The sequence below is a fragment of the Nonomuraea sp. NPDC049684 genome (assembly GCF_044465345.1).
In the GTDB taxonomy this organism is placed as follows: domain Bacteria; phylum Actinomycetota; class Actinomycetes; order Streptosporangiales; family Streptosporangiaceae; genus Nonomuraea.
Window position 1 is genome coordinate 63,952 of the sequence record NZ_JBITLO010000023.1, and the last position, 16,249, is coordinate 80,200.

Annotated in this window: 16 protein-coding genes; 9 read left to right on the plus strand and 7 right to left on the minus strand. The window is 71.9% G+C overall.

What is annotated here, in order from left to right:
* Positions 1-18: 18 nt before the first annotated feature.
* Together ACIBST_RS45015 and ACIBST_RS45020 are read right to left on the minus strand one after the other, a co-directional pair.
* Positions 19-1,458: an ATP-binding protein gene (locus tag ACIBST_RS45015; RefSeq protein WP_397179612.1), complete on the minus strand. Its 1,440-nt coding sequence runs from the start codon at positions 1,456-1,458 to the stop codon at positions 19-21.
* On the minus strand, positions 1,455-3,104 hold the full coding sequence (locus ACIBST_RS45020; protein WP_397179613.1) for an FAD-dependent oxidoreductase: 1,650 nt from the start codon (positions 3,102-3,104) through the stop codon (positions 1,455-1,457). The genes ACIBST_RS45015 and ACIBST_RS45020 overlap by 4 nt, the downstream gene beginning before the upstream one ends.
* An 84-nt stretch (positions 3,105-3,188) precedes the next feature.
* On the opposite strand from ACIBST_RS45020, the gene ACIBST_RS45025 reads away from it, so the two are divergent.
* Entirely contained in the window at positions 3,189-3,761 is a 573-nt protein-coding gene (locus ACIBST_RS45025; RefSeq protein ID WP_397179614.1) for a TetR/AcrR family transcriptional regulator, read from the plus strand.
* Here the strand turns inward: ACIBST_RS45025 and ACIBST_RS45030 are convergent.
* Positions 3,751-4,512 (minus strand): SDR family oxidoreductase, encoded by a 762-nt coding sequence (locus ACIBST_RS45030; RefSeq protein ID WP_397179615.1) that lies wholly within the window; start codon positions 4,510-4,512, stop codon positions 3,751-3,753. The two genes, ACIBST_RS45025 and ACIBST_RS45030, sit on opposite strands and share 11 nt — an antisense overlap.
* A 24-nt stretch (positions 4,513-4,536) precedes the next feature.
* On the minus strand, positions 4,537-5,391 hold the full coding sequence (locus tag ACIBST_RS45035) for an RNA polymerase sigma-70 factor (RefSeq protein WP_397179704.1): 855 nt from the start codon (positions 5,389-5,391) through the stop codon (positions 4,537-4,539).
* Between the two features lie 115 nt (positions 5,392-5,506).
* Here ACIBST_RS45035 and ACIBST_RS45040 point away from each other — a divergent pair, with 115 nt between their 5' ends.
* Entirely contained in the window at positions 5,507-6,184 is a 678-nt protein-coding gene (locus ACIBST_RS45040) for a ThuA domain-containing protein (protein ID WP_397179616.1), read from the plus strand.
* 51 nt (positions 6,185-6,235) lie between these two features.
* The gene (locus ACIBST_RS45045) at positions 6,236-7,123 is read left to right on the plus strand and encodes a hypothetical protein (RefSeq protein ID WP_397179617.1); all 888 of its coding nucleotides are present in this window, start codon (positions 6,236-6,238) and stop codon (positions 7,121-7,123) included.
* A gap of 13 nt (positions 7,124-7,136) precedes the next feature.
* On the opposite strand, the gene ACIBST_RS45050 is transcribed toward ACIBST_RS45045, so the two are convergent.
* A complete protein-coding gene (locus ACIBST_RS45050; RefSeq protein WP_397179618.1) occupies positions 7,137-7,766 on the minus strand; it encodes a MerR family transcriptional regulator in 630 nt (209 codons plus the stop codon).
* A gap of 15 nt (positions 7,767-7,781) precedes the next feature.
* Positions 7,782-8,630, minus strand: coding sequence for a LysR family transcriptional regulator (locus ACIBST_RS45055; RefSeq protein WP_397179619.1), 849 nt, complete (start codon positions 8,628-8,630; stop codon positions 7,782-7,784).
* Between the two features lie 277 nt (positions 8,631-8,907).
* On the opposite strand from ACIBST_RS45055, the gene ACIBST_RS45060 reads away from it, so the two are divergent.
* Positions 8,908-9,978 (plus strand): thiolase C-terminal domain-containing protein, encoded by a 1,071-nt coding sequence (locus ACIBST_RS45060; protein WP_397179620.1) that lies wholly within the window; start codon positions 8,908-8,910, stop codon positions 9,976-9,978.
* 3 nt (positions 9,979-9,981) lie between these two features.
* Here ACIBST_RS45060 and ACIBST_RS45065 read toward each other — a convergent pair whose 3' ends face one another.
* Entirely contained in the window at positions 9,982-10,932 is a 951-nt protein-coding gene (locus tag ACIBST_RS45065) for an N-acetylglucosamine kinase (RefSeq protein WP_397179621.1), read from the minus strand.
* 79 nt (positions 10,933-11,011) lie between these two features.
* Here ACIBST_RS45065 and ACIBST_RS45070 point away from each other — a divergent pair, with 79 nt between their 5' ends.
* From ACIBST_RS45070 to ACIBST_RS45090, 5 genes are read left to right on the plus strand one after another with little or no spacing between them, the layout of a single operon-like run.
* Positions 11,012-11,881 (plus strand): MurR/RpiR family transcriptional regulator, encoded by an 870-nt coding sequence (locus ACIBST_RS45070; protein ID WP_358298526.1) that lies wholly within the window; start codon positions 11,012-11,014, stop codon positions 11,879-11,881.
* Position 11,882: 1 nt separating this feature from the next.
* On the plus strand, positions 11,883-12,617 hold the full coding sequence (locus tag ACIBST_RS45075) for a sugar isomerase domain-containing protein (protein ID WP_397179622.1): 735 nt from the start codon (positions 11,883-11,885) through the stop codon (positions 12,615-12,617).
* Between the two features lie 17 nt (positions 12,618-12,634).
* The gene (ngcE, locus tag ACIBST_RS45080) at positions 12,635-14,047 is read left to right on the plus strand and encodes an N-acetylglucosamine/diacetylchitobiose ABC transporter substrate-binding protein (RefSeq protein WP_397179623.1); all 1,413 of its coding nucleotides are present in this window, start codon (positions 12,635-12,637) and stop codon (positions 14,045-14,047) included.
* A complete protein-coding gene (locus ACIBST_RS45085) occupies positions 14,047-14,958 on the plus strand; it encodes a carbohydrate ABC transporter permease (protein WP_397179624.1) in 912 nt (303 codons plus the stop codon). The genes ngcE and ACIBST_RS45085 overlap by 1 nt, the downstream gene beginning before the upstream one ends.
* Complete coding sequence (locus ACIBST_RS45090; protein ID WP_352363084.1) at positions 14,959-15,876, plus strand: carbohydrate ABC transporter permease; 918 nt, start codon at positions 14,959-14,961, stop codon at positions 15,874-15,876. It abuts the gene before it with no gap.
* The last annotated feature ends 373 nt before the right edge of the window (positions 15,877-16,249 follow it).

Consider the following 16,249-nt stretch of genomic DNA (forward strand, 5'->3'; position numbering starts at 1 on the left):
GTGCTCAGCGGACCCGGCTCACTGGACGGCGGCGGGCTCGCGCAGCGGCAGGCGCACCTCGAACCAGGTCTCGCCCGGCACCGAGCGCACCTTGATCTCGCCGCCGTGCCGCCCGGCCACGATGCGGTAGGAGATGTCCAGGCCGAGCCCGGTGCCCTCGCCCACGCTCTTGGTGGTGAAGAACGGCTCGAAGATCCGGTCCTTGATCGCCTCGGGCACGCCGGGGCCGGTGTCGCCGATCTCGACGATCGCCTCGTCCTCGTCGTGGGCGGTGCGGACGGTCAGCGTGCCCTCGTCGCCCATGGCGTCGAGCGCGTTGTGGATGAGGTTCGTCCACACCTGGTTGAGCTCGCCGGCGTAGCAGGGGATGAGCGGCAGCGTGCGGTCGTAGTCGGTGACCACGCTGACGCCCGGCGCGATCTTGCCGCGGAAGATGGCGATCGTGCTGTCGAGCAGGTCGTGCACGTCGATCAGCTGGAACGGCGCCCGGTCCATCTGCGAGTACTGCTTGGCCGAGCGGATCAGCGAGGTGATGCGCTCGGTGGCCTCGGTCACCTCGTTCAGCATCTGCGAGATCTCGATGGCCTCGGCCAGCCAGTGGAGGGCGGCCGGGGTGTGCTCCTCGCCCACCTTGCCGCGGATCTTCTGCAGGTACTCGGCGGTGAAACCGGCGTTGACCAGCGCGGGAGCCAGCTCCCACGCGTCCTCGACGCCGACGTCCTCCAGCGCCTCGCCGAGCGCGTCCTCGGCGTCGGAGATCTCCAGCGGGGAGCGCTGCGGCTGGTTGCCCAGGTTGCTCGTGCACGCCTCCTGGGCCTCGATCAGCGTGCGCAGCTTCTCCGGCGGGATGCCGGCCTCGGCGAGCTGGGCGAGCTGGATGCGGGACGCCTTGATCAGCGAGCGCAGCTCGCTCACCGCGCGCACGGCCGCCGCCGCCGGGTTGTTCAGCTCGTGCGTGAGCCCGGCGGTGATCGTGCCGAGCGCGGTCAGCCGCTGCCGCCGGTCGATGATCTCCCGCTGCATGCGCCCGCCCGACATCATGCCGTCGAGCAGGTGCATCGCCATCGGGAACCACTCGGCCACGATGTAGGCGAACTTCTTGGCGGGCAGCAGGAAGATCCGCGAGGGCGCGGTCGCGCGCAGCGTGTGCTGGTAGGTCTCCGGCGCCCGGTCGCCCAGGTAGGCCGAGGTAGCGCCGCCGTAGACGCCGGGCTGGGAGGCGCGCGGCATGGCGACGGTGCCGGCGCTGACCGTCTCGTTGATCATCTGCACCTCGCCCGCCAGCAGCACGGCGAAGCACTCGGCCGGCTCGCCCTGCCGGACGATGTCCTCGTCCTGGGCGTAGGAGCGCACCCGGCCGCTGGCGGCCAGCTTGCCGAGCTGCTCGTCGGTCAGCCGCTCGAACAGGAAGAGCTTGCGCAGTTCGTCGATGTCGACGGTGTCGAGGCTGTCGGTCATTGCTTCTCCAGATAACGATGCACCAGCGCGACGGCCATCGCGCCCTCACCGACGGCGGAGGCCACCCGCTTGATCGACTCGGCCCGCACGTCCCCCGCGGCGAACACGCCGGGCACGTTGGTCTCCAGGTAGTAGGGCTCACGGCGCAGCGTCCAGTTGCGCGGCCGCCTGCCGCCCTGCACCAGGTCGGGCCCGGTCAGCACGAACCCCTTGGCGTCCCGCTCGATCGTCTCGCCCAGCCACGACGTGTACGGCTCGGCCCCGATGAACACGAACAGGTACTGGGCGTCGACCGTGCGCTCCTCGCCCTTGGTCGACAGCGTGAGCCGTTCGAGGTGGTCGTCACCGGCGCCGGCGACGACCTCGGTCAGGAGGCTGACCTCGATGTTGTCGATCGCGTTGATCTGCTCGATGAGGTAGTGGGACATGGACTTCTCCAAACCATCACTCCTCACCAACAAATGGACCTTGCGCGCGAATCCCGCCAGGTAGACGGCCGCCTGCCCGGCCGAGTTGGCCGCGCCGACGATGTAGACCTCGTTGTCCTTGCACGCCGGCGCCTCGGTCAGCGCGGCGCCGTAGAAGACGCCCCGGCCGACGAACTCGTCCAGGCCGGGCGCCTCCAGCCGCCGGTAGGTGACTCCGGTGGCCAGGATGACCGCGTGGGCGGCGATCTCCCCGCCGTCCTTGAACCCGATCACCCGGGCCTGCCCGCGCGGCTCCAGATGGGTGACCTTGCGCGCGCTCAGCAGCTCGGCCCCGAACTTGAGCGCCTGCCGGCGCGCCCGGTCGGCGAGCTGCTGCCCGGACACCCCGTCGGGGAAGCCCAGGTAGTTCTCGATCCTGGAGCTCTGGCCCGCCTGGCCGCCCGAGGCGTGCGCCTCGACCAGCACCGTGTTCAGGCCCTCCGACGCGCCGTAGACCGCCGCGCCGAGGCCCGCGGGCCCGCCGCCGACCACGATCAGGTCGTAGAAGTCGGTGGCCGGCGTGGTGGACAGCCCGACCGCGGTGGCCAGCGTGGCCTGGTCGGGGGACTCCAGCGTGGTGCCGTCCTCGGTGACCACCAGCGGCAGGTGAGACCCCTCGCCCGCCGCCTTGACGAGCTGCGCGCCCTCGGGGTCCTCGGCCAGCATCCACTGGTAGGGCACGTGGTTGCGGGCCAGGAAGTCCCGCACCTGGTACGAGCGCGCCGACCAGCGGTCGCCCACCACGCGCAGCTCGGGACGCGCCGTCCGGTCGGTCCGCATCCAGGCGTCGAGCTGGCCGTCGATCACCGGGTAGAACTTCTCCTCCGGCGGGTCCCACGGCTTGAGCAGGTAGTGATCGAGATCGACCACGTTGATCGCCTGGATCGCGGCGTCGGTGTCGGCATAGGCGGTCAGCAGCACCCGGCGCGCGTACGGGTACATGTCCATGGCGGCTTCCAGGAACTGCACGCCGTTCATCTGCGGCATCCGGTAGTCGGCCAGGATCGCCGCCACCTCGTCGCCGCGCAGCCGCATCTCCTTGACCGCCTCGATGCCGTCGTGGGCCGCCTCGGCGCGGACAATCCTGTACTCATGGCCGTACCGGCGCCTGAGGTCACGCGCCACCGCCCGCGACACCCCCGGGTCGTCGTCAACCGTCACGATGACCGGCTTGTCCATTCCTCTACCTTCTCCCCAATGGTCCCTAAGGGAAGGATGTCATGCACGCGTGGGTTGGTGAGCACTCGCTCATATCATGGGCCGATGAGCACCCGTGAGCGCATCCTCGACGCCGCCGAGCAGGCCATTCGGGAGTTCGGCATCTCGGGCGCGACCACGCGGCGCATCGCCCAGGCGGCCGGCTGCTCCGAGGCGCTGCTCTACAAGCACTTCGCAGGCAAGGAGCAGATGTTCCTCGCGGTCCTGCTCGAACGGCTGCCCGCGCTCGCCCCGGCGCTGGCCCGGCTGCGGCAGAGCACGGGCGAGGGCGACCTGGCCGGCAACCTCACCCGCTTCACCCTGGCGGCGCTGGAGTTCTACACCGAGGCCGCCACCATCGCCTCCGGCATGCTGGCCGACCCCTCGCTGCTGGCCCGCTTCAAGCACATGCTGGCCGCCACCGGCACCGGCCCCCACCTGCCGATCAGGTCGCTGGCCGAGATCCTCGACGCCGAGCGGGCCGCGGGCCGCACCGACGCCGGCCTCGACCCCGGCGCGGCGGCCGCCCTGCTGATGGGCGCCTGCTTCCACCGGGCCAACCTGTCCTACTTCGTCGACCCGGCCGACAAGGACGAGGAGTGGGCGGCCGGCGTCGTCGCCGCGCTGCTCAGGCGATGACCCGGCCGGCGCCGCCGTCGACCAGCATCGAGACGCCGTTGACGTACGAGGCCCGCTCGCTGGCCAGGAACGCGATCACGTCCCCCACCTCGTCGGCCTGACCGACCCGCCCGACCGGCACGGCCCGGCCGCGCTCCTCGACCACGTCGTCGCCGCCCGACATGCCGCGCAGGCGTTCGGTGTCGATCGCCCCCGGCAGCACGTTGTTGACCAGCACGCCGTCGCCGCCGACCTCGCGGGCCAGCGTGCGCACGAGCCCGGCGACGGCCGGGCGCATGGCGTTGGACAGCGCCAGCCCGTCGATCGCCTCGCGGACGGACGAGCTGGTGACGGTGACGATCCGGCCCCACCCCCGCGACCGCATCTCCGGCAGCACCGCCTGGATCAGCCGGACGGTGCCGAGCAGGTTGCGCTGCACCGCGACGTCCCAGTCCTTGAGGCCGACCTCGTCGAAGCGGCCGGTGGGCGGGCCGCCCGCGTTGGCCACCAGGATGTCGACCGGGCCGAGCACGTCGCGCGTCTCGTCGGCCACCCGCTGAGCCGCCGCCGGGTCCTCCACGTCGGCCAGCACGGCGTGCACCACGTGGCCGAACTGCTGCAGCTCCACCACCGCGTCCGCGAGCCGTTCCGGGTTGCGCGCGCTGACGCACACGTCGCAGCCCTCGCGCGCGAGGCTCTTGGCGGCGGCCAGGCCGATGCCCGCGCTGCCGCCGGTGACCAGGGCTACCTTGCCCGAGATGCCGAGATCCATAAGCCGACTATAGTGACGGGCCGATCACTGCGGCCGCACCCGGGTCAGCTTGTCCGGGTTGAGCACGCCGTAAAGCCCCTGGATACGGCCGTCGCGCACGTCGAGGGCGATGAGCTGGTCGCTTCCGGCCACGTGCGTCCACAGGGCGGGGCGGCCGTTGGCCTCGACCAGGCGCGCCCGGCTGAAGTCGTAGCGGGCCAGCAGGCCGCCGATGAAGCCGCTGACCTTGCGCCGGCCCAGGATCGGCCGCAGGGCGGCCCGGACCTTGCCGCCGCCGTCGTTCCACAGGACGACGTCCTCGTGCAGCAGCTCGGTCAGCGCGTCGAGGTCGCCGCCGCCGGCCGCCTCCATGAACTTCGTCAGCAGCCTGGCGTGGTCCTCGTTCGTCGGCGTGAACCGGTCGCGGCCCTGCGACACCCGGACCGAGGCGCGGTGGTGCAGCTGCCGGGCGTTGGCCACCGACGAGCCGACGATCTCGGCGATCTGGTCGTACGGCAGCTCGAACGCCTCCCGCAGCACGAACACCGCCCGCTCCGGCGGCGACAGCTTCTCCATCAGGTGCAGGGTCGCGAAGGAGAGGGTGTCGCGCAGCTCCGCCGTGTCCAGCGGCCCGGCCTCGCCCGTCGCGACCGGCTCGGGCAGCCACGGCCCGGTGTACGCCTCCCGCCGCACCCGGGCCGAGCGAAGCTGGTCGAGGGCCAGCCGCGAGACCACGGTCAGCAGGAACGCGCGGGGCTCCCTGATCTGGCTCCTGTCGGTGCCCTCCCACCGCAGCCATGCCTCCTGCACGACGTCCTCGGCGTCCCACATGCTGCCGAGCAGGCGGTAGGCCAGGCCCAGCAACATGGGACGGTATTCCTCGAAGTCCACGTCCGGCATCATGCCCTGCCGCCCGGATGGGCGGCTCGGCGGGGGCTCGGCGGGGGCTCGGCGGGGGGCGCGGCGGCGGCGCCACGGGGTGGCCAAGGCGGGCCGGGCGTGATGGGCTGGGGGCGTGGCGAGAAATCTGATCCTGTCAGGAGGGCTCTTCCACGACTTCGCCGCCACGTCGGCCGCGCTCGCCGACGTGCTGGGCGAGGTGGGCGTCGAGTCCGAGATCACCGAGGACATCGCGGGCGCGCTGAGCGAGCCGCCGGAGGTGCAGCTCATCACGGTCAACGCGCTGCGCTGGCAGATGGGCCAGGACCGCTTCGCCGACCTGCGCGGCGAATGGCGCTTCGCGCTGCCCGCCCAGGCCCGCACCACGCTCCTCGACCACCTCGACCGGGGCGGCGGCCTGCTGTGCATGCACACGGCCGCGGTCTGCTTCGACGACTGGCAGGGCTGGCCGCGGGTGCTCGGCGGCTGCTGGAACTGGCCCAAGTCCCACCACCCGCCGCTGGGCTGGACCGGCGTGCGGGTGCACGGCGCCGCCCACCCCATCGTGGCGGGCCTGCGCGACTTCGACCTGGTCGACGAGGTCTACAGCGACCTCGACGTGCTGCCGGACGTGCGGCCCCTGGCCTCCGCGCACGGCCAGCCGCTGGTGTGGGCGCGTCCGGTGCGCCGCGGCCGGGTGGTCTACGACGCGCTGGGGCACGACACCAGGTCCTACGACAACGAGATCCACCGGACCCTGCTCCAGCGGGCCGCGTCGTGGCTGCTGAAACGGCCGGTGGACGACACCGGGTGACACGTCCGGTTCGGACAAGACCCGAGCTCGCGCGGCGGGCACGATGGCTCCATGAACGTCAATCTCTCGGCGGTCGCCGGCTTCCTGGCCACGCACGCGCGGGTCCTGGACCGGCGCCGCTTCCACTTGCTCATGGAGGAGACCGGCCCGGCCTCCGTGCTCGGCGCCCTCGACGCCTACCGCAACCCCGACGGCGGCTACGGCTGGGGCCTGGAGCCCGACCTGCGCTCGCCGGAGAGCCAGCCGGGCGCGGCGCTGCACGCCTTCGAGGTGTTCGAGGAGATCGGCCCCGACACCGCGCCGCAGGCCGTCGCGCTGTGCGACTGGCTGGAGTCGGTGACGATGCCCGACGGCGGGCTGCCGTTCGCGCTGCCGCTCACCCTGACCGACGGCACCGCGCCCTGGTGGGCGGGCGCGGACACGAGCACGTCGTCGTTGCAGATCACGGCCGTCTCCGCGGCGGCGGCCCACGCCGTGGCCGCCCACGACCCGGCCGTGGCCGCGCATCCGTGGCTGGAGCGGGCCACCCGCTACTGCCTCGACGCGATCCAGGCGCTGGACGAACGGCCGCACGCGTACGTGCTCTCCTTCGCCGTGCGCTTCCTGGACGCCGTCCACGGGACGCGGCCCGAGGCGGCCGGGCTGCTCAAGCGGCTGGCCGCCCACATCCCCGAGGACGGGCGGGTGCCCGTGGAGGGCGGCACCGCCGACGAGCGGCTGAACCCCCTCGACTTCGCCCCCTACCCGGGGCGGCCGGCGCGCGAGCTGTTCGCGCCCGAGGTGATCGCCGCCGACCTCGACCGGCTGGCCGGGACGCAGCAGGAGGACGGCGGCTGGGTCGTGGACTACGCGCGGATCTCGCCCGCGGGCGCGCTCGAATGGCGGGGCGCGGCCACCGTGCGGGCCGTCGAGATCCTGCGGCGCAACGGCGTGCTCTGACCGGCCCCGATCGTCACTGCCGGCGCTGCCCGACCCGGCGGGCCGACTCCGACTCCTGGGCCATGCGGCGCAGCGTGTCGAGCGCCTTGCCGTACAGGACGGTGCCCAGCACCAGGGCCTCCACGGCGGCGTCGCGCGGCCCGTCGAAGGGGATGGTGTCCATCTCGACCTCGGTCACCAGCTTCCTGGCGGCCTCGACGTACGGCGCGAGGTCGACGCGCAGGCCGAGCTGGCGCATGCGGACCATCGTCTGCGCCAGCTCGTCGCGGGTGGGGGCGTCCTCGGCGACGGTCCAGCCGAGCTCGCCGAGCAGCCGGTCGACCCCGGCCCTGGCGGTCCGCCACTCCTCGTCCTGCTCGGGCTCGACGACCGGGCCGAGCGCGTAGTGCGCGATCCCCAGCATGTGGTGGATGGGCAGCGTCTCGTCGTCGACGGCGGCGATGACCTGCTTGATGGCGGCCACGGGGAGCCGGCCCACCTCCAGCAGGGCCCGGATCAGGCGCAGCCTGCGCAGGTGGGACTCGTCGTACTCGGCGCGGGTCGCGGCGGTCTGCTCGCCCTGGTGCAGCATGCCCTCACGCAGGTAGTACTTGATCGTGGGGATGGCGACACCGGATCGGGCGCTCAGTTCTGAGATGCGCATCGATAGATAATAGCGCTATCCAGAGCGGGCGACGTGGCGGGCCGCGCTCACCACCTCGTGCACGTCGGCCTGCCGGTTCCACAGGAAGACCGCCTCCAGCGGCGGCACGTCCTCCTTGATGGGGACGAAGGTGAGCGCCTCGGGCACCGCGCTGCCCTCGTGGACGCACAGGCTGTAGCCGGCCCCCGCGCCCACCATGTCGATCACCAGGTCGTGGGTGGCGGCGGCCGGGCCCAGCCGGGGATGCAGCCGATGCCGGACGAACCCCTCCAGGAACCGCCGGGCCCCGGCGACCGCGTCCGACTCGGGCATGATCAGCGGCTCGCCGGCCAGGTCCGCCAGCGACAGCGCCTCCCGTCCGGCCAGCGGGTGGTCGCGGGGGAGCAGCGCGCGGACCGGGAAGCGGTGGACGAGCATGCGGGCCACGCCCCTCGGCAGCGAGCCGGGGGCGTAACCGAGGCCGGCCTGCAACGTGCCGTCGGCGATGGAGATCAACTGCTCGGCGGTGCTCATCGGCGCGATCCGCACCGGCACGTTCTGGAGCTGCGCGAGCAGCCGGGCGGCGACGTCGGCCAGCCCGTCGGCCACGCCCAGGCGGGCGGTGCGGCCCGTGCTCCGCGCGGCGGCCACGGCTCGTTCGTAGGCGTCGAGCGCGACCGTGGCCTGGGCCAGGAACGCCTCGCCCGCCTCGGTGAGCCGCACGCCGCTGGACGATCGGCTGAACAGCTCGACGCCTATCTCCTTCTCCAGCGCCCTGAGCTGCTCCGACAGCGTGGGCTGCGCGATGTGCAGCGCGGTCGCGGCGCGGCGGAGGCTGCCGGCGCGCGCGATCGCCATCGCGTATCTGACGTAGCGCAGATCCATCTCTCACCTCGGGGTGATGATGATGGGCTATCGGCTGATCACATCTCCGTATTACAAGACGGTGCAGCCCGCGTGAAGACGTCCAGTCACGGCTTGTGCCTTCCTGCTGCTCAGGGCCTCGCCCAACCTGGCGGCGCGGCCCTTCGGGCGGAAGTCGCCGCCGTTGCGGCCGCCCGGAAACGCCGCGTACGGCACCCCGGGCCCTCGCCCGGCCTGCCCTACCGAGCAAGCGCTTGTCTCGGCGTGTTATCGTGATCGCCGAGCTGGAGGGGGCGGGATGCAGTCCTTCGCCGGGTGCGCGGCCGTGGCCGGGATCGGGATGACCGCGCTGACCAGGCAGTCCGGGCGCACCGAGCTGGAGCTGGCCGCCGAGGCGTGCCGGGCCGCCTGCGCGGACGCCGGGATCGCGCCCGGCGAGGTCGACGGGCTGCTCAGCTACCACATGAACGACTCCGCGCCGGTCGTCCAGGTCGCCCGCGCGCTGGGGATCGAGCGGCTGCGCTGGCACAACGACATCTCCGGCGGCGGGACGCAGGCCGCGTCCGTGCTGGGGGACGCGGCCATGCTGATCCACGCCGGCGTGGCCAGGAACGTCCTGGTCTTCCGGGCGCTCAACGGGCGGTCCGGCACGCGGATGAACACCGCCTCCACCGGCCCCCTGGAACGCCACACCTACGGCCTGGCGGGGCCGATCCCGCTGTTCGCCATGGCCGCGACCCGCTACCTGCACGACACCGGGCTCACCGCCGAGCACCTGCACGCCGTGGTCGCCCAGTCCAGGAGCAACGCCGCCGCCAACCCGCGCGCCCTGCGCCGCGACCCCCTGGACCTGGCCGCCTACCTGGCCAGACCGTACGTCTGCACGCCGCTGCGCACCGTCGACTGCTGCCTGGAGACCGACGGCGCGTGCGCGCTGCTGGTGAGCGGCGTCCTGGACGGGCCGCGCATCCGGGCGGTCGTCCGCGGGGGCGGCCCCGGCTGCTCCTCCATGGACCGCTCGCCGGACGTGACGGCCGTCTTCTCCTCCCACGTCGCGCCCCTGTTGTGGGCGGCGTCCGGCATGCGGCCCTCGGACGTCCGGGCGGCGCTGCTCTACGACGCCTACTCCTGGCTGGTGCCCCGGCAACTGGAGGACTTCGGGCTGGTGGCGCGGGCGGACCTGGGGGCGTACCTGCTGGAGCGGCGGCACGCGTGGGTGAACCCGCACGGCGGCCTGCTGTCGGAAGGGTACGTGCACGGGCTCAACAACGTGGCCCAGGCGGTGCGGGAACTGCGCGCCGGGCGCGAGACCGCCCTGGTGACCGGGTTCGGCGGCAGCTACGGCAGCGCCGCCCTGCTCACCCGGTGAACGTCAGGGAGCGAGCGTGAACGCCGCGTGCGAGCCGCGGCCGTCGTCGCCGGGCAGCACGCCGCGGGCCGCCAGCCAGGCCGCCGCGCCCGCCGCGTCGCGCGCCGTCGCCACCCGCTCGCCGGACAGCCGCGCCAGCACGGCCCGGCGCACCGGCCCCTCGCTGGTCAGCACGCTGCCCGCGAGCACGACGTCGCCCGAGACGTGCACCCTGCGCAAGGTGGCCACCAGCCGGTCGGCGGCCTCCTCGGCGACCTTGAGCGCCATCGGGTCACCGGCCTCGGCCGCCCGGCTGACCAGCGCGGACAGCGCGGCCAGCCGCATGTGGTCGGCCTGCGCGAGCCGGACGAGCCGGTCGGCGACCGCCCGCGGCGACCCCGGACGCTCCTCGCCCAGGAAATGCCCGACGACGAGCGCGACCAGGCTGCCCGGCTCGCCCGCCGCGCCCCGGTCGAGGGCGGAGACCACGGCCTTGGCGGCGGCGCGGCCGATCCAGAAGCCCGAGCCCTCGTCGCCCAGCAGCCAGCCGAGCCCGTCGGCGATCGTGTCGATGCGGTGGCCGGCGACCCTGGCCGCGACCGCGCCCGTGCCCGACAGCAGCAGCGAGCCGTCGGGCTCGGCGGTGCCGGCGGCGTAGGCCACCGCGACGTCCCCCTCGATCAGGGGGCCCGCCTCGATGCCGTGGCCGGCCCACACCCGGGCCAGCTCGGGGACCAGCGTGTCCACCTGGCCGGCGACCCCGGCCAGCGAGGCCACGACCAGGCCGCCGTCGTGCGACCCCAGCGCCTGACCGAGCGCCGTGCCGATCGCCGCCACCGCCTTGTCCAGACCGTGTGCCGAGGGGTTGCCGGCGCCCGCCCGCGCGTAGCCGACGCGGGTGCCGTCGAGGGTGTGGACGGAGACGCGCGTCGAGGTGGCTCCCGCGTCGACACCGACCACCAGCGATTTGGTCACGGTCGAATTCTGGGGGTTGACGTGACCGGGAAGCAAGAATAATTTTCGCCAGAAGACCGAGTATTCGGAAGGAATATTCGTGACTTCAGGAGCCCTCGGGCGCGTCGAAACGGAACTGCCCGGTCTGCCGGAGGCGTTGCGCCGGGTCGGCGAGGTGATCCTCGGCGACCCCGCCGAGGCCGCGCGGTCGACCATCATCGCGCTGGCCGAGCGGGCGGGCAGCTCGCCCGCCACCGTGACCAGGTTCTGCCGGGCGTTCGGCTTCTCCGGCTACGCCGAGCTGCGGGTCGCCCTCGCCACCGAGACCGGCAGGGCCGCGCAGGCCGGCTGGGGCGCGGGCGTCGGGCACGAGATCGGCCCCGACGACCCGCTCGACTCGGCCATCGAGGTGATGGCCGCCGCCGACGCCAGGCTCATCCAGGACACCGCCGCCCAACTCGACCTCGCGATGGTCGCCCAGGTCGCCGACGCCGTCGTCAGGGCCCGCCGGGTGCTGCTGATCGGCGTCTCCACCAGCGGGAACGTCGCCACCATGCTCGAAGGCAGGCTGCGCAGGATCGGCATCCCGTGCTGGAGCGCCGGCGACGCGCACGTGGCGCTGTCGGAGGCGGCGCTGCTCGGCGCGGACGACGTCGCCATCGGCATCAGCCACCGTGGCCGCACCCGCGAGGTCATGGAGGCGCTGGCCGAGGCGGGCAGCCACGGCGCGACCACGGTCGCCGTCACCTCCTTCGCCCGCTCGCCGCTGGCCGAGCTGGCCGGCCTGGTGCTGACGACGGCCAGCAGGGAGACCACGTTCCGGCTGGGCGGGCTGGCGGCCGTGCACTCGCAGATCTTCGTGCTCGACGCCGTCTACGTGGCGGTCGCGCAGCGCACGTACGAGCGCACCAACGAGGCGTTCGAGCTGACGATCAGCGCGGTGGAGAGCCACCGCGTGGAGAGAGGCTGACATGCGGTACGCGTCCACGGCCCTCGCCCTCGCCGGGCAGGTCGCCGAGAGCCAGGCGGAGCCGGTGCGCCGGGCCGCCGCCCTCATCGTCGCCGCGCTGCGCGCCGGCGGGGTGGTCAACGCGTTCGGGTCGGGGCACTCCGAGGCCATCGCCATGGAGATCGCCGGACGGGCCGGCGGCCTGGTGCCCAGCAACCGCCTCTCCCCGCGCGACCTCGTCCTGTACGGCGGCCGGCCGCCGAGCGTGCTCACCCCGGAGCTGGAACGCGACCCGGCCGTCGCCCACGAGATCTACGACCTGGCCCCCGTCGAGCCGCAGGACGCGTTCGTCCTGGTCTCCAGCTCCGGCGTGAACGGCACGGTCGTGGAGCTGGCCACGCTGGTCAAGGAGCGCGGCCACCCGCTCGTCGCGATCACCTCGGTCGCGCACAGCACGCGCATGACCTCGCGCCATCCCTCGGGCGGCAAGCTCATGGACCTGGCCGACGTCGTGCTCGACAACGGCTCCCCGTACGGGGACGCCGTCCTCGACCTGCCGGACGGCGGCACGTACGGCGCGGTCTCCACGATCACCTCGGCGCTGCTCGCGCAGATGGTGGTCACCGAGGCGGTGGAGGAGCTCGTCGCCCTGGGCGAGCGGCCCCCCGTCTACCTGTCGGTCAACGTGACCGGCGGCGACGAGCACAACAAGGCCCTGGAGAGCCGGTACGCAGGGCGAATACGACGAGGATCATGAACAGCTAGGAGCCATCAATGCCTGACACCCCCCATATCAGCCGTCGTCAACTCCTGCGTGGCGCGGCCCTCGTCCCCGTCGCGGGGGCGCTGGCCGCCTGCGCCACCCCGGCCGCCAAGCCCACGGCCACCGCCTCGTCCGCGCCGGTGGCGACCAGCGCGGCCAACCCGTTCGGCGTCGCGGACGGCAAGCCGCTGGAGGTGTGGATCTTCGACGGCGGCTTCGGCCAGGACTACGCCAAGACCATCCACGAGCCGCTGTTCAAGGCGAAATATCCGAAGAGCGAGGTCAAGCACAACGCCACCAAGGAGATCACCAAGGTCCTCCAGCCGCGGTTCGCCGGCGGCAACCCGCCGGAGGTGATCGACAACTCCGGCGCCAACTTCATGGACTTCGGCGCCCTGTCCCAGGACGGCCAGCTCCAGGACCTCACCGCCCTGCTCGACGCGCCGAGCTGGGACGACCCCGCCGTCAAGGTCAGGGACACCATCGACCAGTCGGTCATCGACATCGGCACCTACGACGGCAAGTTCAGCGTGCTGGGTTACGTGAACTACATCCACGGCATCTGGTACTCACAGAAGGTGTTCAGGGACAACGGCTGGGAGATCCCCAAGACCTGGGACGAGTTCACCAAGCTCTGCGAGACGATCAAGAAGTCCGGCAAGATGGCGCCCTTCACGTACGCGGGCAAGTTCCCCCAGTACCTGTACGAGCCGCTGCTGACCATGGCCGCCAAGATCGGCGGCAACGAGGTGCTGGTCAACATCGACAACCTGGAGGACGGCGCCTGGACCACCGAGGCCATGAAGACCGCCGCCACGGCCTGGGCCGAGGTGGGCGCCAAGTACCTCATGGAGGGCACGACCGGCCTCGACCACGTGCAGACCCAGACGGCCCAGAACAAGTACAAGGTGGCCATGCTGCCGTCCGGGTCGTGGCTGGAGAACGAGCAGAAGAGCACCACCCCGCCCGACTTCGAGTACGGCATGTTCCCGATCCCCGACGTCACCGGCTCCGACAAGATGCCGTACGGCACCCTGCACACCCAGCCCGGCGAGAACTTCATGGTCTCGGCCAGGAGCGCCAACCCGCAGGCGGGCATCGAGTACCTGCGCGGCATGTTGTCGAAGAAGGCGGCCGGCGACTTCAGCGAGATGGTCAAGACGGTGACCGCCGTCAAGGGCGCGACCGAGGGCCGGACGATCTCGCCCGGCGTCACCAGCGCCTCCAAGGCCGTCGCCGACGCCGGCGCCAACACCCTCTACTACCGCTGGAACACCTGGTACGGCCAGCTCAAGGACGAGGGCATCGCCGCCACCGGCGAGCTGATGTCCGGCGGCCTGACGCCGGAGAAGTACCTGGAGCGCATGCAGAAGAAGGCCGACGAGATCAAGAACGACTCCTCGATCAAGAAGTACCAGCGCTGATGTTGTTCAACAGGTATCGCCGCGGGCTGTTCATCACCGCGTTCCTGGCAGCCCCGGTGATCCTTTATCTCGTCTACGTCATCTCGCCGCTGCTCCAGGCGTTCCGCATCGCGATGACCGACTGGCGCGGCGTGACGGCCACCCCGAACTTCATCGGGCTGGACAACTTCGTCCGCCTGTTCAAGGACGGCGTCTTCTGGAAGGCCGTCACCCACAACGCCATGCTGCTCGTGCTGCTGCCGCTGCTCACGATCGTCATCGCGCTGTTCTTCGCCTTCCTGCTCAACGTGGGCGGGCGCAAGGGCTCCTCGGGCATCGCGGGCTCGAAGTTCTACCGGGTGGTGTTCTTCTTCCCGCAGGTCCTGGCCGTGGCCGTGGTGGGCGTGCTGTTCCAGCAGGTGTTCCGTCCCGACGGCAGCGGCATGCTGAACGGGCCGCTGATCGCGCTCGGCGCCAAGCCGGTCGGCTTCCTGTCCGACCCCGGCCTGGCCTTCTGGTCGGTGCTCGGCGTGCTGGTCTGGCAGGCGGTCGGCTTCTACGTCGTGCTGTTCTCGGCCGGGCTGGCCTCCATCCCGCGCGACATGTTCGAGGCGGCGCAGATCGACGGCGCGGGCCGGTTCAGCCTGTTCTTCCGCATCACGCTGCCGCTGCTGTGGGACACGATCCAGGTGGCCTGGGTCTACCTCGGCATCCTGGCGCTCGACGCGTTCGCGATCGTGTGGGTGATGACCGACCAGCACGGCGGCCCCGACTGGTCGACCACCGTCATGGCCGCCGAGATCTACCGCAACGCCTTCCAGTACTTCCGCTTCGGCTACGCCTCGGCCCTCGGCGTCATGATGTTCTTCTTCACCGTCGGCTTCGCCATCCTCTCGCTGCGCCTGTCACGCCGCGAACGAATCGAGTACTAGATGACAACGACGACCACGTGGACGGTGGCGAACTCCCGCAAACTGGCCCGGCAGGAGCGCCGGCGGCGGCTCGGGCCGATGGCCGTGCTCTCCCACGTCGCGCTCCTGGTGTGGACGGTGCTCGTCGTGGTGCCGATCCTGTGGACCTTCCTGGCCTCGGTGAAGAGCGAGGACGAGATCTTCGGCGAGGCGTGGGGGCTGCCGGCCAAGCTCAACTGGGACAACTTCGCCCGCGCCTGGGAACAGGCGCACATCGGGCAGTACATGCTCAACAGCGTCATCGTCGTCACCTTCAGCGTCGCCGGGACGATGCTGCTCGGCTCGATGGCCGCGTACGTGCTGGCTCGCTACCCCTTCCGCGCCAACCGGCCGATCTACTTCCTGTTCGTGTCCGGGCTGGCCTTCCCGGTGTACCTGAAGCTGACGCCGCTGTTCTTCGTCGTGCAGAACATGGGGGCGGTGCCGCTGGTGGGGCCGTACATCGGGTTGAACACGCATGCGGGGCTGGTGCTGGTCTACATCGCGTACTCGATGCCGTTCACGGTGTTCTTCCTGACCGCGTTCTTCCGTACGCTGCCCACGGCGGTGGGGGAGGCGGCCATGGTGGACGGCGCCTCGCACACCCGGGTGTTCTTCCAGATCATGTTGCCGATGGCGCGGCCGGGCATCATCAGCATCACGATCTTCAACGTGCTGGGGCAGTGGAACCAGTACCAGCTTCCGCTGGTGTTGCTCCAGGACCGGGACAAATGGGTGCTCACGCAGGGGATCGCCGACATCTCGACGTCCGCCGGGTACGACCAGGACTGGTCGGCGCTGTTCGCCGCCCTGACGCTGGCGATCCTGCCGATGCTGGTCGTCTACACGGTGTTCCAACGCCAGATCCAGTCCGGCCTGACCTCGGGAGCCCTCAAGTAGGGGGCTTCGCCTCTGGGCTCAGAGGTCTTCGTCGGGGGCGCTTCGCGCTCGGAGACTCAGGCGACTCTTCTTGAGGCGCCTGGCGGCGAAACCCCGCGCCTGGCGGCGCCCGGACCCGTCCTCATAACCGGTTACCGGCTTGGCCGGGGGCTTCGCCTTTGGCTCGATGGTCTTCGCCGGGGGCGCTTCGCGCTCGGAGACTCAGGCGGTTTTTCCTGGGGCGCCTGGCGGCGCAACCCCCGCGCCTGGCGGCGCCATGGTGCGGCCAGGCCGCGACCGGCTGCCGGGTCGCCCGGCTGGGCCCTACCGGAGGCCCAGCGCAACCGGCATGGCGCGGCCTTGGGCGGCGCGGACTTCGTTCCGCTCCCACGAG